This window comes from Weizmannia sp. FSL K6-3076 (assembly GCF_038007245.1).
GTDB lineage: Bacteria > Bacillota > Bacilli > Bacillales > Bacillaceae_C > Weizmannia > Weizmannia faecalis.
The window spans coordinates 154,985-175,266 of sequence record NZ_JBBOWU010000001.1; the positions used below are offsets into that span (position 1 = coordinate 154,985).

At 42.0% G+C, this 20,282-nt stretch carries 16 protein-coding genes and 2 pseudogenes; 14 read left to right on the plus strand and 4 right to left on the minus strand.

Annotated features, from left to right (window positions below; all coding sequences use genetic code 11):
- The 5 genes and pseudogenes from NSS95_RS00820 to NSS95_RS00840 all read left to right on the plus strand — a co-directional run.
- Positions 1 to 1,269 carry an MDR family MFS transporter gene (locus NSS95_RS00820; RefSeq protein ID WP_014096424.1) on the plus strand — a complete coding sequence of 423 codons (1,269 nt, stop codon included), beginning with the start codon at positions 1 to 3 and terminating at the stop codon, positions 1,267 to 1,269.
- 197 nt (positions 1,270 to 1,466) lie between these two features.
- Positions 1,467 to 1,907, plus strand: a complete 441-nt coding sequence (locus NSS95_RS00825; RefSeq protein ID WP_014096423.1) for a GNAT family N-acetyltransferase — start codon at positions 1,467 to 1,469, stop codon at positions 1,905 to 1,907.
- 212 nt (positions 1,908 to 2,119) lie between these two features.
- Positions 2,120 to 2,911, plus strand: coding sequence for a lipid II flippase Amj family protein (locus NSS95_RS00830; protein WP_110133730.1), 792 nt, complete (start codon positions 2,120 to 2,122; stop codon positions 2,909 to 2,911).
- A 195-nt stretch (positions 2,912 to 3,106) separates the two neighbouring features.
- Positions 3,107 to 3,847 (plus strand): CPBP family intramembrane glutamic endopeptidase, encoded by a 741-nt coding sequence (locus tag NSS95_RS00835; protein WP_110133731.1) that lies wholly within the window; start codon positions 3,107 to 3,109, stop codon positions 3,845 to 3,847.
- 319 nt (positions 3,848 to 4,166) lie between these two features.
- Positions 4,167 to 4,451, plus strand: a pseudogene (locus NSS95_RS00840) (helix-turn-helix domain-containing protein); the annotation flags it as partial.
- Between the two features lie 232 nt (positions 4,452 to 4,683).
- Here the strand turns inward: NSS95_RS00840 and NSS95_RS00845 are convergent.
- Positions 4,684 to 6,021 carry an IS1380 family transposase gene (locus NSS95_RS00845; RefSeq protein ID WP_110133732.1) on the minus strand — a complete coding sequence of 446 codons (1,338 nt, stop codon included), beginning with the start codon at positions 6,019 to 6,021 and terminating at the stop codon, positions 4,684 to 4,686.
- Between the two features lie 104 nt (positions 6,022 to 6,125).
- Here NSS95_RS00845 and NSS95_RS00850 point away from each other — a divergent pair.
- The 6 genes and pseudogenes from NSS95_RS00850 to ltrA all read left to right on the plus strand — a co-directional run.
- Positions 6,126 to 6,968: pseudogene (locus NSS95_RS00850) on the plus strand (RNA-guided endonuclease InsQ/TnpB family protein); the annotation flags it as partial.
- 160 nt (positions 6,969 to 7,128) lie between these two features.
- Entirely contained in the window at positions 7,129 to 8,418 is a 1,290-nt protein-coding gene (locus NSS95_RS00855; RefSeq protein WP_110134280.1) for a hydroxymethylglutaryl-CoA reductase, degradative, read from the plus strand.
- 151 nt (positions 8,419 to 8,569) lie between these two features.
- The gene (locus NSS95_RS00860) at positions 8,570 to 8,764 is read left to right on the plus strand and encodes a hypothetical protein (protein ID WP_041846703.1); all 195 of its coding nucleotides are present in this window, start codon (positions 8,570 to 8,572) and stop codon (positions 8,762 to 8,764) included.
- Positions 8,761 to 9,114: an IS66 family insertion sequence element accessory protein TnpB gene (tnpB, locus tag NSS95_RS00865; RefSeq protein ID WP_328229421.1), complete on the plus strand. Its 354-nt coding sequence runs from the start codon at positions 8,761 to 8,763 to the stop codon at positions 9,112 to 9,114. The genes NSS95_RS00860 and tnpB overlap by 4 nt, the downstream gene beginning before the upstream one ends.
- A 90-nt stretch (positions 9,115 to 9,204) precedes the next feature.
- Positions 9,205 to 10,776 (plus strand): IS66 family transposase, encoded by a 1,572-nt coding sequence (gene tnpC, locus NSS95_RS00870; protein WP_429890911.1) that lies wholly within the window; start codon positions 9,205 to 9,207, stop codon positions 10,774 to 10,776.
- Positions 10,777 to 11,512: 736 nt separating this feature from the next.
- Positions 11,513 to 12,922, plus strand: coding sequence for a group II intron reverse transcriptase/maturase (gene ltrA, locus NSS95_RS00875; protein WP_017552042.1), 1,410 nt, complete (start codon positions 11,513 to 11,515; stop codon positions 12,920 to 12,922).
- Positions 12,923 to 12,989: 67 nt separating this feature from the next.
- On the opposite strand, the gene NSS95_RS00880 is transcribed toward ltrA, so the two are convergent.
- Positions 12,990 to 14,174 (minus strand): hydroxymethylglutaryl-CoA synthase, encoded by a 1,185-nt coding sequence (locus tag NSS95_RS00880; protein WP_017552043.1) that lies wholly within the window; start codon positions 14,172 to 14,174, stop codon positions 12,990 to 12,992.
- 143 nt (positions 14,175 to 14,317) lie between these two features.
- Between NSS95_RS00880 and NSS95_RS00885 the strand changes: the two genes are divergently transcribed.
- The 3 genes from NSS95_RS00885 (at position 14,318) to NSS95_RS00895 (ending at position 19,033) form a co-directional block, all read left to right on the plus strand.
- Positions 14,318 to 15,733, plus strand: a complete 1,416-nt coding sequence (locus tag NSS95_RS00885; protein WP_048339805.1) for an ISLre2-like element ISBco6 family transposase — start codon at positions 14,318 to 14,320, stop codon at positions 15,731 to 15,733.
- A 454-nt stretch (positions 15,734 to 16,187) separates the two neighbouring features.
- Positions 16,188 to 17,708 (plus strand): IS5-like element ISBco3 family transposase, encoded by a 1,521-nt coding sequence (locus tag NSS95_RS00890; protein ID WP_046722045.1) that lies wholly within the window; start codon positions 16,188 to 16,190, stop codon positions 17,706 to 17,708.
- 146 nt (positions 17,709 to 17,854) lie between these two features.
- On the plus strand, positions 17,855 to 19,033 hold the full coding sequence (locus NSS95_RS00895; RefSeq protein WP_014096414.1) for an acetyl-CoA C-acetyltransferase: 1,179 nt from the start codon (positions 17,855 to 17,857) through the stop codon (positions 19,031 to 19,033).
- Between the two features lie 236 nt (positions 19,034 to 19,269).
- On the opposite strand, the gene NSS95_RS00900 is transcribed toward NSS95_RS00895, so the two are convergent.
- Positions 19,270 to 19,608 carry a DsrE family protein gene (locus NSS95_RS00900; RefSeq protein WP_014096413.1) on the minus strand — a complete coding sequence of 113 codons (339 nt, stop codon included), beginning with the start codon at positions 19,606 to 19,608 and terminating at the stop codon, positions 19,270 to 19,272.
- A gap of 129 nt (positions 19,609 to 19,737) precedes the next feature.
- A complete protein-coding gene (locus NSS95_RS00905; protein ID WP_014096412.1) occupies positions 19,738 to 20,196 on the minus strand; it encodes a CBO0543 family protein in 459 nt (152 codons plus the stop codon).
- Positions 20,197 to 20,282 lie beyond the last annotated feature (86 nt).

A 20,282-nucleotide genomic window follows, 5' to 3' on the forward strand; every position in this document is an offset into this window, starting at 1 on the left:
ATGAAATTTAGAGATTTTCACGTTAATATAAAAGTAAGAATTTTCGAATTATTTGCCAGCAGGTTAGTGGGTAACATGGTACTTCCCTTTATGTCTATATACTTGGCTGATCATTTTGGAACGAAAATTACCGGCTTACTGATCCTCATCAATGTATTTACCGGTATTACAATGTCACTTTTAAGTGGGTATATTGCGGATCAGTATGGCCGAAGAAATGTAATGATCACAGCTGAGTCTTTAAGACTTTGTTCATTTTTTATAATGACAGTGAGTAATTCCCCTTGGTTTGAATCTTATGGATTAACATTTATCGCAATGTGTATGAATAGTGTTTGCTGGGGACTTGCCGGACCTGCAAATCAGGCCATGCTTATTGATGTCAGTACGCCTGATCAGCGCAAGACGATTTATTCTATTATGTACTGGGCAAATAATATCTCTATGTCTATAGGCGGGATTATCGGAGCCTTTTTCTTCAAACGGTATCTGTTTCAGCTATTTTTAATTCTTACACTTATGACAGCGATCATCCTTATCGTCATTTTCTTGTTTATAAAAGAGACCCACAAACCTAGCAAATCGATAGCAACACCAAAAATGACGCCTAGAAAACATATTTTAGAAGTCTACTACACCTACAAGAAAGTAGTCCAGGACAGACTTTTTATAAGTTTTTTAACTGCAGCTGTCCTTTTGTTATCATTAGAAAACCAATTGACCAATTACATTGGAATAAAGCTGGATAAACATATGCCTATACAAGATTTTTTATTGTGGAAGATTGATGGATCCACCATGATGGGGCTATTAAGAAGTGAAAACACGATATTAGTAGCATTAATCGCTTTGTTTTCGGCCAAATTAACACAAAAATATAAAGATAAGAATATATTAGTAGTCAATTGTTTTATATATACAATTGGATTTTCCGGGATTGCGTTTTCAAATAATATTTGGGTTTTATTTATCATGATGGCGCTTCATACTTTAGGAGAAGTACTATTGGCTCCTGTTCAAGAATCTTACATGGCAACCATTCCTCCTGAAAACGCCAGAGGTGCATATTTAGCATTTTATAATTTACAATACGACTTATGTATGATCATAGTCGGAATAACTGTCTCGTTAAGTGGATTCCTGTCACCCTTCGTTATGGCTTGGATATTAACTGTAATCGGACTTTTAGGGACCTTTATTTTCTATTTCATCACGCCTAAGTTAGATATTTTAAAAGATAAAGCTATCAAAGAAGAAATGAGGATTTAGAGATTAATCATTGTAAAACAGTATAAGTGCAAGCAAGATACGTCTGTGGTATTTTCTTTCATTATGGTAAAGATGAAAAGCAGTTTTAGCGAATTTCTCGTGGAGAAAACGATGTACCAAGAAAAATATCGAGAGGATTAAAAATGGCCCTCAAGATTGGGGGATTTCAGTTCTATTGATCCGAGGGAGAGGGATAAATGGAAATAAGATTGCCGAATCAATTGGAAATGAAACAAATTCAACGTCTTACTTCGCAGGCGATTTATGAGGGGACAATGGGCGAAACAAAGCCAAATCTTGAAAAAGCAAAGGAAATCGTTGCATCCCTTTTAAAAAAGGGATGCAGCTACTTTGTTGCGGTTGAGGATCAGCAAGTTTTGGGATGGATACTAACCGGTATAAGCAAAGATTCTTTTACGGAGAAATCAGTCGGGTTTATTTATGAATTGTTTGTAAAGGAAGAGTTTAGAGGAAAAGGGATAGCGAAAGAATTAATGCTATACGCAAAACATTCCTTAAAAGAAGAAGGACTTACGGAGATACGCTTAAATGTATATGAGGGTAATCCGGCTATAAGATTATATGAAAAATTGGGGTTTCAAGTTAGAAGTGTTTCAATGGCTTTGAAATTGGAATAGCCAGCACTATTCTAAAACGTCCATTGGCGCTTAACCGGGTAAGATTTTGAGCAATGATAGAGGGAGAAATCATGGTTTTAAGTTGTTGGTAGCTAAATTGGTTTAGTAAAATGAAAGTTGAGCTTTGTGGCACCAAAGACTATGGAACAGAAGATAGAAGGGCTTGAATGGGAAGGATTGTCCGACGATCATTTACCCCAGGAGGTGGAAATATGGCCTTACAGATGATCATTGTGTTCATCTTGAATTTCATCATATCCTTGATTGGAACCCTAGCTTATTCGGTCAGAATGGTAGGGGTAAGAACAGGGAAGATTGCAGTATCTTTTGCCGTCTTCAATATTTTAACCTTGATTTCCAGGATTGCAGTGACATTTCAAGTACCGCTGCTGACGAAATATGTTGAAGGTCATACGGAGACAAACGGCTTATTACATATTTTTAACCTTATCATCGTTATTTCCGGAGTAGCCACTGCGGTTGGCGCTTTGCTCATTCCAACTTTCCAAAGACTATTTTACCGGGGCGTTTTGTACTTCTCGGCTGACCGGTCTATTCCTAAGCTGGTTCTGCACAGTTTTTCCAAGGCAGGTCTTCATTATATGAAGGACTGCGTTGCTGTACCTGTAAAAGAAAATATTTTACAGCTCAACTTTAGAAAGCTGCCGGTGAAAATTATTATTTACAATCTGGTAACAGTTGCTTTATTAACAGTTGGTTCTTTGGCGCCGATTTATGCGGGCAGTCTTGAACCGGATTTAAGGGCAACATGCATCACTTTATCTTCCATTATTAATGGAGTTGCAACCATTTTGATGTCGATCTTCATTGATCCGCAGCTATCCATCATGACCGATGATGTGATCGATGGCAAATGCAGTGAAGAGGATTTTAGAAAAGTGGTTGTTGCAATGGTAGGTAGCAAAACAGTGGGCACATTCGCATCGCTATTCCTGCTTATTCCTTCTGCCTATGCCATCGTTTTTGTAGCTAAAATGATTTGAAAATGGCCAAAAAGGGGCTTCCTAAATGTTCATTACAGCGGGATGCTAGAGGGTTGCTAGCATTTAAGAATGTTTCTTTTTTCCTTGATCAGCCATATGACACAGCTTATAAAAAGCGAACGCCGGAATACAGCCTGAGATTATGTTAAAATCATATTTGGTTTGAAAAATGATACGAATGGCTGGTGGGCGTTCATGAGAAAAACGCGTGATTGTTGGGTGATGATTTGTTCGATGGCATGGGTTGCCTTTGTTCTAATTTGTTTAAGATTCACCTTTGTCGCAAATTTTGGAGACATCACGAAAGTATTTGTTGAAGAATTGGTACTGCTTGTAAGTGTTTTCTTTTTAAATGTGTTGTTTTTAAAACAAAAAGTAACATGGCGGATAAAGTCTTCTTTTAAAGAAACACTGCTGATCATGATACCCGTTTTCTTTTTCTTTATGATTGATATATTGGTATCTTCCGGTCATGCATTGCTAAATATATTAAAGGCCGGCGGGATTTCAGTGATTGTCGCGCTCTTCGAAGAATATTATTTCAGGGGAATTATTTTTTCTAAAATCAATTTCTATTTAAACGAGGGAAAAGCGGCTTATGCAGGGAGAATAAAAGCCTGCCTGTATTCCGGGTTGATTTTTGGCGGATTTCATTTTATTAACCTTTTTCATCAATCATTTTATATTACAACGTTGCAGGTCATCCAGGTTACTTGTTTAGGCCTAGTTTTATGTGCCTTATATCTTCGCTCGGGAAGTTTAATACTCCCGATCATGCTTCATGCTACAATCGATTTTATTAGTTTTATCAGTAGCGGGCCGGAAGTGGATGCCCATCTCACATTAAGAGGATGCCTTACGGGGGCAGTGGTTTATATTGTTATTGCATTTCTACTGTTAATTGGAGGCAGAAGGCGTATAGCTGCAGAGGCATAACCTGCAAATAATGAAGGCATACTCCTCGCTTTATCTGTCTGCTGATCCCATATAGTGAATCAGCAGCCAGAAGGGACTCCCAATAGCCGAATGATTGAAAAGAAATTAACTGCATGGCTGTTAAGATAAAAAAATGTACGCAGGAAGATGGCAAGCTGAAAAACTGGATGGCTGGTTTTCCCCCTGAAATGCGTTAAAATAAATGTATGCACTTTATCGCGCACAGAGGAGGCGAGAACCTGTTAAAATAAAATTATAAACATTTATAAATAACTATTGACTTATTACACATTTTCAATTGTCAAGGAGTGAAAGGATGATGTTTTTAACAAAAAAAATAAGACTTAAACCAGATGAATATCAAGAAAAACAATTATGGAAATCAGCAGGAACTGCTCGATGGGTATTCAATTGGACACTTGCTAGACAAAATGAAAATTATAAACAAGGAAATAAATTTTTATCTGATAATGTACTAAGAAAAGAAATTACACAGTTAAGGAAACAAGAGGATTTTAAATGGTTAAATGATGTATCTAATAACGTTGCTAAACAAGCTGTAAAAGATGCTTGTAACGCGTACAAGAATTTTTTCAAAGGTTTAACCTGAATCCGTGACGAAAATCTAACAAACATCGGTAATAGGTAGTTTTCCCAAGTGTGGATTTCTAGATGTAACTGATTATTCATAAAATATATCTTTGTAACTTTGGTAGGTAAATTTTTTCCTATTTCATTTATTTTAGGCACGAAAAATAAACCTGCAAATTTCCATTTTTTTGCAAGTTTTCTGGTTTATTTCGGCTTTTCTTCTTATCGCTTATTACCCTGGTTGTCTAGTAAAAGGCATCGTATAAGCGAGCAAAAGTCGGCAACCATTTGTTGGTCGCCGTCACTTTTAATTTCCATTGCCGACCTTGGTAAACAAGCTTTGAAGCCAGTGTAATCATATTCTGGATGACAGTTCGGATTCTTCTTCGTGTTGCTTTCTTTTTCAATGGTGCATCTTGTTTTTTCAAACTTTCTTGTCCGATCAAACGAAGTAAATTATACGCAAATACACCAAAATGGAGCACAAGGCCATTCGTTTCATATTTGCCCGATGGCAACCGTTCCAGATCCAGTTCTGATTTAATTTCACTGTGAAACTGTTCGCATGTGCCATGGTCATGATAGAGAGAGATCACCACATGAGGCGGCACTTCAAGATCTGTCCAGTAGGTTTCAAATTCATATTCGGGAATCAAAAAAATCTGGCCGTCTCTTGAGATGGTTCTTTCGATCACTTTAAAGACTTTTCGGATGGTTCGTATCTGGTCTTTTAATTGAATGGTTTCGGGGATGGATCCAAGGTAAACCTTCTTTCCTTCCCGTTCTTCACAGCAGATCCCATATTTTTGGGCAATATGAAGCCAGTCTTCTGCTTTTTCCTTACGAGGATTGCGTTTGATAACAAAGCTTGCATGTTCTTCCAAGAAAATGATGAGATTATCCCGGCTGTCATTTCCGGAATCAAGCCTGAAAAGCAATGGCTGATCCGTTAATCTCCTGGCAGATTGGATGGTTTCCTTGATAAAATTCGGCGTACCTTTTTGGCAGTGGTCATTTCCCTTTCGCATCTCAACATGCAGGCAGTAGCCTTCCTGCCTAATGTAAGCGAACATAGGTGCATAACCGTCGCAGCCTTTATAGGTTCTTTCCACTCCTTCTTTTTTTGTTTTGGAGTTATCAAAAGGGGAGACATCCAGATCAACCGGGATATACGGCTTGTCTTTGGCGTAAACTGGGCTAATTTCCGCATTTGTATTGCGGATCAGATTCAGCGATTCTTCATGCAAGATCGCTTTCCATTTTTCCGTCAAGGCAGCTTGGTCCAGTCGCTGCCTTAAAGTCGGGCTGGAAGGAACCCTTTGGATATCCAAAGCCAGTGCAAAAAAGGCATCTTCGCGGAAGGTTTCAATATTGTCATAATCACTTTTTCCTTGGCAAAGCAGGCCAATATAGGATTTGGCTACATCAGCATTGGAACAGACGGGATTTCGGGAAATATCAGGGAGTCGATAGGCATTTAACCTGGAAGCTAAATTCGTTAGATTTAGTAAATTTCCTACTATCGCTAAACCGCTTTGGGCAACAATTCGTTCTTTCGTGGCTTCTATCACTAACTTTTTCATTAGATCACCTGAATGTGGAATGAGTTAAATTTAATGGATATGCTTATTATACTAGATTTCATGCGAATGGGTTAACGTTAAGTGAAAATTTCGTCACGGATTCAGGTTTAAGTAAATACCCTAAATTTAAATCAAGAAAGAAAAGTAAACCGTCATTCTATAACGATAATGTGAAATTAAAAATTAAGAATTACTTGGTTTTAATTGAGAAAGTTGGATGGGTTAAAACTTCAGAACAATTACCAATGAATGTAAAATATAATAATCCAAGAATAACTTTTGATGGGAAGTACTGGTATATATCTGTTGGAATTGAACAAGAACTTGATAAGATTGAATTAAGCAGTAATATTACAGGAATTGATTTAGGAGTTAAAGAACTAGCTGTATGTTCTGATGGAAAAGTATTCAAAAATATCAATAGGACAGTAGAAGTAAAGAAGATCGAGAAACGACTTCGGAGGTTGCAGAGAAGAGTTTCTCGAAAATATGAAATAAATAAGGAGGGAAGCCGTTTTGTCAAAACAAGCAACATTATAAAAACCGAAAAGCAAATACGACTTATACACAGACGATTATCAAACATTCGAAGAAATCACCTTCATCAAACAACAAATGCAATCGTGAAAACCAAACCTTGCAAAGTTGTAATGGAGGATTTGAATGTAACTGGAATGATGAAAAATCGTCATTTATCAAAAGCAATAGCCAAACAAGGATTCTACGAATTTACTAGACAAATGGAATACAAATGTGAGAAGTATGGGATTGAATTTGTCAAAGTCGACCGTTTCTTCCCGTCATCGAAAACTTGTTCATCATGTGGAAAGATTAAGCGTGACCTTAAACTTTCTGATAGAGTTTATCGATGTGAATGTGGAAATGAAATAGATAGAGACCTAAATGCGGCTATCAATTTAGCTAATTATGATAAATTAACTGCTTAACCACTTACAAGGTGCAGTTGATGTGTAGGAGTCGTTGTATCCGAATTTACGCCTTTGGAGTGTTATGACAAACGAAAGTAGCTTCGGCAAAATCGGACACGATGAAGAAGGAATTAAACAAATGCTTATAGGTTTTTATAAGTTTTTGGCAACGGAAAACATGGACAAGCAACCTTTGCATAAATTTTACGAAAAGAATCGGCTTGAAAGAATTCAGGCACTGGAACAGGCGAAGGCCATTTCAGCCGAAGATGCCGCGCTGCTTGAAAAAGGGCTTATGCTGCCGGATGAAACGGCGGACCATATGATTGAAAACCAGATTGCCAAATATGAATTGCCATATGGTACGGCATTGAACTTTCTGATTGACGGAAAAGAGTATGTCGTCCCGATGGCGATTGAGGAGCCTTCTGTTGTGGCGGCGGCAAGTTCGGCGGCAAAAATCATCAACAAGGCAGGCGGTTTCCGAACGACAGTGAGAAGCCGTATGATGATCGGGCAGGTGGCGTTAATGGACGTTCCGGATCCGATCCGTGCGAAAACGGTGGTGATGGCCCATGAGGAAGATCTTTTGCAAACGGCAAATGAGGCCAAGCCTTCGATTGTGAAGCGGGGCGGCGGGGCCCGGAAATTGGAAGTCCGCCTGATCCCGGCTGATGAAAAAGCCGGCACGCCTGCTTTTTTTGTTGTCCATCTCCATATTAATACGCTGGAAGCAATGGGTGCGAATATCATCGATACCATGGCGGAGGCGATCAAACCGCATTTGGAAGAGTGGACAGGAGGACGAGCATTAATGGGCATTCTCTCCAATTATGCCACTGAGTGCCTGGCAACGGCCGAATGCCGGATTCCCGTGTCATTGCTTGAAAAAAACGGCATGTCCGGTGAAGAAGTCCGCGACCGGATCATTGAAGCCGCCCAATTTGCATACGCGGATCCTTACCGGGCTGCAACGCATAACAAAGGCATTATGAACGGCGTTGATGCCGTTGTGATCGCAACTGGGAACGACTGGCGCGCGATTGAAGCGGGCGCCCATGCCTATGCAGCAAGGTCCGGCAAGTATCGTTCCCTTTCTACTTGGAGCAAAGCAGAAAACGGAGACCTGCTTGGCAGCCTCACCCTTCCGCTTCCGGTCGGGACAGTCGGCGGCCAGATCAGCATCCACCCTGCTGCCGGTTTCAGCAAGCGGTTGCTGGGTTACCAAAATGCAAAAGAACTGGAATCGATCATTGTCTCCGCTGGGCTTGGCCAGAACTTTTCCGCCATCAAAGCCCTTGTAACAGACGGCATTCAAAAAGGGCATATGGCACTGCACGCCAAATCGCTCGCTATCACAGCAGGTGCCTCCGGAAGCGAAATTGACCGGGTTGCAGAAAAACTAAAACAAAGCGGGACCATTGATCTTGCTACGGCAAAGGAAATTTTAAAAGAAATCAGAGGATGACAGGCGGGGCACTGAACAAGATATAGGGAAAAAACACGCGGGTATGAAAAACGGCGCCAAGAATACCGTAAGCCCCCATTCAAACAACGCATATAAATCAACAGCACCTCTTGTTAAAATTGACATATCAATCAAAGGAGGTGCTTTTCATATGCCAGAACAAAAATTAACAATTGTCCCCGTAACATTACATTCCGATACAGAAAATATTTCGAACATAAAACCAACTGTTTCCTCTTCAAATTCAACTTGTACGATTAAGTTTGGAAAAGTTGAAATCTCCTTTTTCAACGGTATAGATGAGCACATCATTCAAACGATCATGAGGGAGTTGAAAGATTTATGAGACACGATTATTCGAGTGTAAAAAATATCTATATCATTTGTGGAAAAACGGATATGAGAAAAGGAATAGATGGATTAGCAACACTCATTCAAGATTCCTTTGAACTGGATCCTTATGGTGATTCCATTTTCTTATTTTCTGGATGGAGTAAAGATCGTTATAAATGTTTATATTTTGACGGTGACGGCTTCGCCATGCTTTATAAGCGATTAGATAATGGAAAACTTCAATGGCTAAGAAACGAAAAGGAAGTACGAAATCTGTCACAACAAGAACTCCGCTGGTTATTAGAAGGATTATCCATTCAGCAGCCAAAAGCTATTCAACCTTCTCAAAAAGGGCAATTTTAAATCTATCAAAAAGTTGATTTAAAGCTGTATTTACTATGCTTAAAATGCTATATTAGAACTATCTTATTTGAATGAATGGTGGTGAATCTTTTGGTTAATGCTTCATCTAATAATCAGAATCAAAACGAGAAATTAATTCGACTTCTTAAAGAACAATTGGCTCATTCTAATCAACAGAATGAAGCATTGTCCAAACAGATTAAATCACTAACTGAGCAAGTTCGCTATTTAACAAAACTTTTATATGGATCGAAAACAGAGAAATCTAAATACAATACACTTGATGGACAAATATCATTATTTGACGATGACCCGTCTTTTAATGATTCTGAGCACACAGAAGAACAAAGCCAACAGACGATTTCTTATACTGTTGTACGCAAAGTTCAAAATAAAAAACGAAATGATTCATTACATGAAAATGTTGAAGTAAAGGCCATTCATTATCATCCGGAAAATACGATTTGTGATTGTTGTCAATGCCAAATGACTGAAATAGGTACGACAATCGTACGTGAAGAGGCTGAATTTATACCTGCAAGAATGGAAAAAGTTCAACATATTGAACATGCATATGAATGTAAAAACTGCAAAGCGGATTTATCTCAAAAGGCCCAAATTAAACGTGGCAAATCACCTCAACCTCCGATTCAACGAAGCATTGCTGGTCCGAGTGTACTTGCCAAAGTAATTTATGATAAATTTGTGCAATACTTGCCCCTTTACCGGCAGGTAAAGGAGTGGGAACGTTATGGCTTGAATACGAATGATAAAAACCTTTCTAATTGGGTTATTCGAGCATCACATGACTGGCTTTTGCCCGTATATGAGCGAATGAAGAATATAATGTTGGAGAAGTCCATTTTACACGTCGATGAGACTTATGGACAAATTATCAATCGGTCGGATGGAAAATCTGGCCAATCTAATGCTTATAACTGGGTTTTTCGAAGTGTGCCCTGTCAAGGTCCGGCTATCGTTCTGTTTCACAGCTCATTATCACGATCACGATCCGTTCTTGAAGGATTCATTGAAGATTATTCGGGAACGATTGTCTGTGATGGGTATTCAGCCTATGACAAAATTGACGGGATTACCTTCGCTAATTGCTGGGCCCATGTAAGACGTTATTGGTTAAAAGCAGACAGTAAAAACGGACGAATTGGTGTAAAATATTGCGATGAATTATTTCGTCTTGAAAGGGAATTTAAACACTTATCCCCAAGTAAACGAAGAAAAAAACGCCAAAAGCACTCGAAACCGTTAGTTGATGAATTTCTTGCCTGGGTTGAAAACTCACCATTCTACGGAAAAAATGCGCTCGCTAAAGCTGCTGAATACACGCTAAATCGAGCGAATGGACTAAAAGCATTCTTGGATGATGGACGAATAGAAATTGATAACAATCCCGCTGAGAATGCCATCCGTCCGAATGTAATTGGTCGAAAAAATTGGTTATTTTCCGTAAGTGAAGCTGGTGCGAAAGCAAACGCAATCTGTCTAAGTATCGCAGAAACAGCTAAAGCGAATGGAGTAGATTTCTACCAGTATCTAGTGAAGTTACTGAGAGACCTACCAAATTTAGATATTCATAGAAACCCAGAAATTATAAACAACTATTTGCCTTGGTCAAAAACGATCCAAGCAGAATGTGTAAAATAACCGTAAATCTGATTAAAAAATCATGGTTTTACGGTTATTTGTAGTACGTACCGTGAAGGTACGTTTATTTTTTTATTTCGGGCTTACAGAATACCGAGGCACTGAACAAAATATAGGAAAAAAACGGTGAGACACGATTATGGTGATGTCCCACCGTTTTTTTGTTTTTTGGAGCTTTAGCTTTTAAGCGGCTTCTGGCAGGCAGGTTTTCCTAAAGCAGGATGAACCACTGGGATCCGGGCTTACAGTGCAACTCTCCGTTTTTGAAAAGTGGCCTGCGCTTCCTTTTGTAAAAACGAAAGGCACGCTTTAAGCATGCCTTTCGTTTTTACAGTGCGCCGTGCATGGCGATTCGCTAGGCGGTGTAAGTCCGCTATGGGGGTAGATAGCGACCAACCATTAGCCAAGAGCAAGGGTGTCCATCGTGAGATGGAATCTGAAGGAAGCTGGAGGCAAAATTCTGACCCGAGGAACACGAACATCATTAGGCGTACTCTCACAGGGTAAGGCTGCTGAACAAGTCAAAGCCCAAAAGCTATCCGGATGTGGAAACGTAAATGGTGCGGGTACATGGAATGAAAGTGAATCACCTTACCACGGGAGGTCTCATGGACAGGTGGAAACAGAGTATGAAACCTGGTTGAAACAAGATTTGCCGTGAGAAGTCAGCAGAAGCCATAGTACGGAGATGCCTGGAGCATCGAAGGAAGGGCTGAACTAAAGGAAGTGGAAGTCAATGAAAGTTACCGAAGAAACGAACAAATGCAGAAAACAGGAAGAAACCTGCTGTCAAAAAGATACTGCGGAACAGGAAGGATATGGCAGAGGGCATAGTTTCAAGAGGATAACTGAAAACAACACCACTAACACCAACAGACAGAACGAATGGATGCTCGAACGAATCCTTTCAAGTAATAACCTGCACCGTGCCTATAAAAAGGTAAAGAAAAACAAAGGTGCGGGCGGTGTCGATGGAATGAAAACAGGTGAACTTTTGGCATACCTAACTGAACATCAGAGGGAACTCGTCCTCTCCATTCGAAATGGGACATACAAGCCCCAACCCGTTAGAAGGGTAGAAATTCCAAAAGACAACGGGAAAACAAGGAAACTTGGAATACCAACGGTAGTAGACCGAGTCATCCAACAAGCCATTTCGCAGGTCCTAGTCCCTATATATGAAAGAAAGTTCTCAGACAATAGCTACGGTTTCCGACCACATAGAAGTACACATCAGGCACTTCTCAAGTGCCAAAAGAATGTAAATGAAGGATACCAGTATGTAGTAGACCTGGACTTAGAACAGTACTTTGACACGGTAAACCATAGTAAGCTTATCCAGATATTGAGTGAAACAATTCACGACGGACGTGTAATCTCCTTAATCCATAAATTCCTAAATGCAGGTGTTATGATCAAAGGAATAAGGACAACAAATGATTTCGGTGTTCCACAAGGAGGACCACTAAGTCCGCTTCTTGCCAATGTAATGTTAAACGAATTGGATAAAGAAATGGAAGCAAGAAATCACCGATTTGTCCGTTACGCTGATGATGTGATCATATTCTGTAAGAGCCGAAGAAGCTGCGAAAGAACATACCATAACATTCTCCCATTCATTGAGAGGAAATTGCGACTCAAAGTGAATCGAGAGAAGACGATGATCACACATATTAGAAACATCAAGTTCCTGAGTTATGGATTCTACCTTTATGAAGGAAAATGCAAATTCCGGGTACACCCGAAGGGTGTTCAAAAATTAAAGGAGAAAATTCGCAGAATCACAGGAAGAAGCAACGGATTAAGCGTAGAGGAAAGAAAGAAAAGGCTAAACGACACTGTCCGAGGATGGGTAAATTACTACAAGCTAGCGGATATGAAAAGTCTGGTAACCAGACTGGATCAATGGACACGAAGAAGAATGCGAATGGTAACTTGGAAAAGATGGAAGAGAGTACGCACAAGATTTTATTGGCTCGTGAAATTAGGGATCAATAAAAGAAAGGCGTGGGAATGGGCTAACACAAGAAAAGGCTACTGGAGAATCTCCGGCAGCCATATATTAGCCAGAACCCTTACAAACGAACTCTTCCGAAGAGCAAGATATATAAGTTTTCTGGATTATTATCTGTCTGTACGGTCGTAAACTTTAGAACCGCCGTGTACGGAACCGTACGCACGGTGGTGTGAGAGGTCGGCTAATCAAATAATGATTAGCCTCCTACTCGATTGTTTTTATTAACGTATTGCCGCTTGTGCCCTTCGATTCCGGCAAGGCAAACGGTGGCCGGATCCTCGTTCACCGGCAAGGTAACGGCCGACCCGTCGTTTGGAAGCGATGTGGTAAAAATGGCTTCGTATTCGGCAACGCTAATTTCTTTTCGTGCCTCGAGCATTTGCTGATGGCGGGCCGGCTGCAAGGCTTTACGGTAGCCCGGCTGCAGGATCCCTGAGAAAAATTCCCCGACTGCGCCGGAACCGTAGCTGTACAGGCCGATCCTCGCACCTGCTTCTATATTTGTATTTTGTTCGAGCAGGGAAAGCAGGCTCAAATACAAAGCGCCGGTATAAATGTTCCCGACTATTTTGTTATAACTTTTGCTTGTTTCATAATGGGCCAGGAGTCTTTCGCGCCCGTCTTCATCCGTTTCATCCAACACCGTTCTCAGCGCTTTTAAGCCCATTTTTGTATACGGCATATGGAAGCAAATGGCTTTGAAATCACTTAGCGTAAAGCCGGTTTTTTCTCTGTACTGCTTCCAGACATTTTGGAAGAAACTGATGTATTTTTCATTGGAAAACTTGCCATCCACATAAGCGGAATCCGAATAGACCGGCCGCCAAAAGTCCATGATGTCTTCCGTATGATACACACTCGGTTCTTCAATCGCAAGAATTTTCGGATGGGCGCTTACGACCATAGCGACGGCGCCCGCCCCTTGGGTAACCTCTCCTGAAGTATTCAATCCGTATCTTGAAATATCGGACCCGAGCACGAGCACTTTGCTTTCCGGATGCAGGGCGATATGCCCTCTTGCCATTTGCAGCCCTGCCGTAGCACCGAAGCATGCTTCTTTCACTTCAACGGCCCGCACTTCCGGTTTTAAACCGAGCAGGCGGTGCACATAAATTGCAGCTGCCTTCGAGTGGTCGACGCCGGATTCCGTGCCGAAAATAACAAAATCGATCTTTTCTTTATCTTCGTCTGTTAAAATTTCGAGCGCCGCATTGGCTGCGAGCGTCACCGCATCCTGGGTCACCGGGGCGACGGCCATTTTTTCCTGGCCGATTCCGATTAAAAATTTTCCAGGGTCCTCATTCCGGGCAAGTGCCAGTTTTTCCATGTCAACATATAAATGCGGGGTATAAAACCCGATCTTGTCTATTCCGATTTGCAACTGCTATTCACACCTTTTTTACAGGAATTGTTAGTATGTGTAAAATTTTACTCGAAGGGGCAAATGAGTGGAAAAAAATGGGAAGACGCTCTATCATCTAATTGTACACTTCAAGATGAACATCTAGAGAGAGAGGTCTTCCCATGGATATTATATCAATAATTGCTGGATTATTAAAGGATACAAAGAGTCTTATCGAATTTGAAGAACAGCTTAAACTTCTGATGCAGAAGGCTTTTACACAATGGGTTGGGGAAATATTTGAAGAGTTAGATAAAATAATTAAACAGGAGAAGTTAGAGGAGGGCTGGGTGTACTGCCGGAGTGATAACAGAAACATTCAGTTTCTATTTGGAAGTGTGACCTTTAAACGCTCATTAATGCATGACAAGAGAGGAAATTCCCATTATCCTCTGGATGAATGGTTAGGGCTGGTACCACACCAACGATACAGCCCGTTAGTGGAATTAAAGGTGGCAGAGTTGGCAAGTGAGAACACCTATCGGGAAGTAGCTGATATTTTAAAAGAGTGGACAGCAGTGAGTCTTAGTCACACAACTGTAGGGAACATGGTAAAACACGTAGGGAAAACTCAGGCGGAAGCCGATAAGGCACTTGTAGAAGAGCTAGAAATAGCTGTTTCCCTGCCTGAGGGGAAGAAGGTAGACTACCTGTTTTCTGAAGCAGATGGTGTATTCGTTCGGGGACTAAAAAAGAAACAGAGTATGGAAGTCCACCACGCCATTCTCTATGAGGGATGGGAAACCAATGGAAAAAGGGTCTCCCTGCGTCAGCCCACAGTCATCATGACGACGGAAGACATTCAGACATTTTGGGATGAAGTCCAAGCCACAGCTGCCAACACCTATTCCCTCGAAAAAGCGCAAGTCATTACAAACAGTGATGGAGGTGCTGGGTACACAGCTGAACGGTTTCAAACAGCATTCTCACAGTCGGAATTTCCGGTGCTCAACCAGCTGGATACCTACCACGTTGCACAAGCCATCATAAGGACATTTGGGGGCGGAAAGAGCGAGATCAAGGAGCAAATTAGAAAAGCGATTAGAACGCATGACCTGGACCAATTCACGTTATATTTGGATACGCACGAAAGCACCTTGACGGATAAAAAGGCCCTCAAGAAAATCAAGGAATTCCGTTCGTATATCTTGAAAAACTGGGACCGCATTTTTGACTGGAGGGACAGGGTGAAAAACGTGCCGGAAGGTGCGAGAGGCCTAGGAGCGATGGAATCGAATCAAAGGCATATCTCCTTCAGGATGAAAAAAAGGGGCATGCATTGGAGTGAACTTGGCGCAGAAGCCATGGTGAAAATCAAACAAGGCATACTCAATGGGACATTGAGAGAAGCCTATCTGAAACACCGTTCAAGAAGCGAGAGAAAGCAACGGAACTTGAAACAATCCATCAGGATGTCTCAACTACTCAAGCAGCCTGTACGCCCGTCAGTGGGCGTAAAGCACGGATCAGTTGCCCTGCATTCAAGCAGTTCATCGGCAATGGGACATTTAAGCAAAATATTAGAGCTTTCGTTTTAAGCCTGGCTCAGTGGGGACTGATCGTTGAGGCGCGCGAAATTTACGAGACTCCTGCGGGAAAAGCGAGCCAGGAGAGACCCCGCAGCGAGGTACGAGCGAGGAGGCTCGCCGGCCGCCCGCGGAAAGCGAGTGAATTTCGCGCGCCTCAACATCCCCGTTATCCATCTTTATACGGAAATATTACATCTTTTCCGAAAATTACACCGAGCAAGTAAAGCACGGTAGCCGAAAGTGTACAAAAAGAGTGTCTTGGAATACCCGATATTTAAACCTTGTCGAGAAAAACTTGACACATACGAATTGTTATTGAAATTTGAGAAACTGTACTAAATAGGGTTTGCTGAATAAACAAAAATTCCAGATTTGACAAGGATTTTGGCCACTTTTGTCGAATATAAAGTGTAAGGATTTTATAGGAAACGTATAAAAAACCTTGCACTTGGAGGCCGTTACGATGTACAAAAAGACCGAACATCAATTAACTTTTGTAGAAGATTTTTTTCTACCATTCGGTGGAAAATTAAATAAAGAAAATCGCTGGGTCCGTCTTGCTGAATTAATCCCTTGGTGGAAGGCTGAAGAAAAGTATGCCAAGTCCTTCAAGAAAAAATTCAAAGGTGAAAAGGCTTATTCTGTCAGAGTTGCTCTTGGGGCTCTCTATATCAAAGAACGGCTTGGGCTATCTGACCGGGAAACAGTCGAACAGATCACGGAAAACCCGTATCTTCAGTATTTTATTGGGTTGCCTGAATTCCAGGAAAAAGCCCCATTCGATCATTCTCTGATGACTCGTTTTAGAAAACGTTTGGGTGCAAACATCATCAATGAACTGAATGAATGGATTGTTCTGGAAGAACAAGAACGCCAATCGGAAGAAGCATCTAAGGAAAATGGCAACGATGATGATCACCATGATGATGACGATCATAGTAGTGGTGATCATCAACCTTCCGGTCCTGCTTCGGAAGAGAATTCAACTGGATCGGCTTCTCCTAAAACGAAGAACAAAGGAAAGCTCATTCTGGACGCAACCTGTGCACCGGCTGATATTGCTTACCCTACTGACCTGGGGCTTTTGAACGAAGCCCGTGAGAAACTGGAGCATATCATTGATGTACTGCATGAACCGCACAAAGGAAAATTACGAAAGCCAAGGACCTACAGAAAAAGAGCCCGCAGGGACTATCTTTCTGTCGCTAAGCAACGCAAAGCTGGAGCCCGGAAAATCCGGAAAGCTGTCGGCAAACAACTTGGATATGTGAAACGGAATCTGGAGATCATTGGAAATCTCATTTCCCAAAGCTCCCTGTCTCTTTTGAGCAAAGATGAATACCGACAACTCCTCGTGATTCATGAACTTTACCGCCAACAGGCAGAAATGTACAAAAAGAAAACACATCGGATTGACCACCGGATTGTGAGCATTTCCCAGCCGCATGTCCGTCCAATTGTGCGTGGCAAGGCAAAAGCGAACGTGGAATTCGGCTCAAAAGTCGCCATTAGCGTTGTAGATGGCTATGCCTTGATTGAGCAACTCGACTGGGAAAATTACAATGAAGGGATCACCCTTAGAGAATCTATTGAGAACTACTACAACCGGTTCGGATTTTATCCAGAAGCGATTTTAGCAGATAAAATCTACCGAAACCGTCACAACCTGGCATACTGCAAATCTCTTGGCATTCGTCTGAGTGGGCCAAGGTTGGGACGCCCATCCAAAACGGAAGACAAAACCTTAGAACGCGTGGCAAGGCAGGATGCCTCTGAACGTAATGCCGTTGAAAGCAAATTTGGCGAAGGCAAGCGCAAGTATGGGCTAGGCCTTATTCGAGCACGCCTTCAGGAGACCAGTGAAACAGTAGTAGCCCTTCAATTCCTTATAATGAATCTGGAGCGGAAGCTCAGGGTTCTTTTTTTGAAATTTTTACACAACACTATTTTATATTTTTTTAACCGTAATTTGGCTTGTATCTGACAGAATCTCATTCGTTCAGCAAACCCTAAATAATTTAATATAAACGGTGTCGAAATACAACTTATCACGATGCACGGACACCTTCCCATTATAGTACAAGTTGCTAGGATTGTGGATGGGAAATGACAGAGAGGGAGTAAACGTATATGCATGAAGTTGCGATTATCAGCGCCGTCCGGACCCCGATCGGGAAATTCGGCGGCAGTTTAAAAGATATATCTGCTGTGGAACTGGGTGCGATTGCCGCAGAAGAAGCGATCCGGCGCACCGGCGTTTCTGCACAGGAGGTCGATTATGCCGTTTTTGGCAATGTTCTGTCGGCGGGTCTCGGTCAAAATCCGGCCCGGCAAATGGCAGTCAGAGCCGGCATTCCGTATGAAGTGCCTGCCGTAACCGTGAATGAAGTATGCGGCTCTGGATTGAAAGCTGTGCTGCTTGCTGCCCAGATGATCCAGCTTGGTGAGGCGAAAATAATAGTTGCCGGCGGGGCGGAAAACATGTCGCGTGCGCCCTTTCTTGCAGAACAGGCACGCTGGGGCCATAAGCTTGGCAATATGGCGATGGCAGACAGCATGCTGCGCGACGGCCTGACGGATGCATTTGAAGGCATCCATATGGGTTTGACGGCGGAAAATGTGGCGACAAAATTCGGCATTTCCCGCGAGGAACAGGACCGTTTTGCGCTTCGATCCCAGCAAAAAGCCGCACAGGCACAAAAGACCGGCCGCTTCAAAGACGAAATTGTGCCGGTAAAAGTAAAACAGAGAAGAAGCGAGATGCTGTTTTCCGAGGATGAGCATGTCCGCCCCGATACGACGCTTGATGGGCTCGCGAAGCTGAAACCCGCTTTTCTCGAAAACGGTACTGTCACAGCAGGGAATGCTTCGGGGATCAATGACGGCGCAGCTGCTGTTGTTTTAATGGAAAAATCACTTGCGGATGAAAAAAAGATTCCTTATTTCGGGGTCATTAAAGGGTATGCAGAAGCAGGAGTGGACCCTTCCATCATGGGTTATGCCCCTTATTATGCAATTCAAAAGCTGCTTGAAAAGACTGGTGCATCCCTTGAAGAAGTGGATTTAATCGAGCTGAACGAAGCTTTTGCTTCCCAAAGCCTTGCCGTTATCAGGGATTTGGGGCTTGATCCGGAAAAAGTCAATGTTAACGGCGGGGCGATTGCACTGGGGCATCCGATCGGGGCATCCGGCGCAAGAATTCTCGTTTCACTTTTACATGAAATGGAAAAAAGAAATGTGCGCACCGGCCTTGCCTCGCTTTGTGTCGGCGGCGGCATCGGCATTTCGATGCTGGTCGGGCGCACCTGACACCACCGGGATTTTCCGGCTTTTTGGAAAAGTGAGGAAAAAATCTGTCAGACGCAAAACTTTTCCGCTGTTGCTCTTGCATGAAATGAAAAAAAGAAATGTGTGCACCGGCCTCGGTATTTCGAAGCTGGTTAGGCGCACGTGACATCGCCGGGATTTAGCAAGAACAGAAAAAGCCCTGCCTGATGCAGGGCTTTTTCTCTATTTTTTAGTCCGAATGAGATTTTCCCACCTGGTCAGGATAATGTAAGGACTTCATATTTGGATGCTAATTCTGCAAATTGTGCCATGCTGCTGATTTTTCCAGCTGTAAGTTTTTCGTTTAGCCCATAAAAGTCCACACAGGTTTTACAAGCAAGAACGTCCACGCCTTTTTCCTCCAATTCTTTCAATTGAAGGGAAACAAGCGAGCCTTCTGTTAACGTAAACACACCGCGGTTTACGCAAAAAACAGCGGCCGGCAGTTCTTCCTTTTGTTTCAGGATGGTAAAGAAGGTTTCCAACAATCCTTCCCCCAATTCTTGTTCTCCTTTTCCAAGCTGATCCGATGCAAGCAAAATAACTTTGTTTTTCAATGTCTCCACCTCAATGACTTTCTTTCTATTTTAGCAAATCCTGCCAGACTTTTCCCGTGCCAGATACGGCGGCTGCCACAAGCCCGGGGCGTTCAGTGCCGCGGTTTCTTTAACCATTTTTTTGGATGCCTAGCGGTTGAGGGTATATTTGAGCAAAAGCAGGTGAACAAGCTGATAGAATAACGCCAGGATGCAAAAGAGGATAGGGTACGCAATAGCAGAATACACAGGTTTCCAGCCATTGTAGTAAAACGTACCCGTCATGATGAACAAAAACTCAAAAACCATCGCCACGATCGTCCATCCTGCAATATAGAGGAACCGGGTGCGGAACCGGTTTGGAAAAAAGTTGATAAAGGTAATATTGATGGCCGGATAAATCCCAAACAAATAACAAAGGGCTTTCCAGTCGACTCCTTTTGTAAAGTATCCAAAAAGATCATACTTGAGATCCAGAAATAAATTGACGATTAATTCAAGGTACATGGCAAACAGGGTGGTGCACAGCATTTCAATGCCACTAAATTTTTTGGGCATGAGAAAAGCAAACAGATTCAGGACAATCATCAAAATGATAAGGAATACCATGCTTCAACACCCCGATTCCAGGATTGGCTTTTTCTTATCCTATCCTATTTTGGCCGGGAGATTACAAAAAATCGCACATTCCGGAA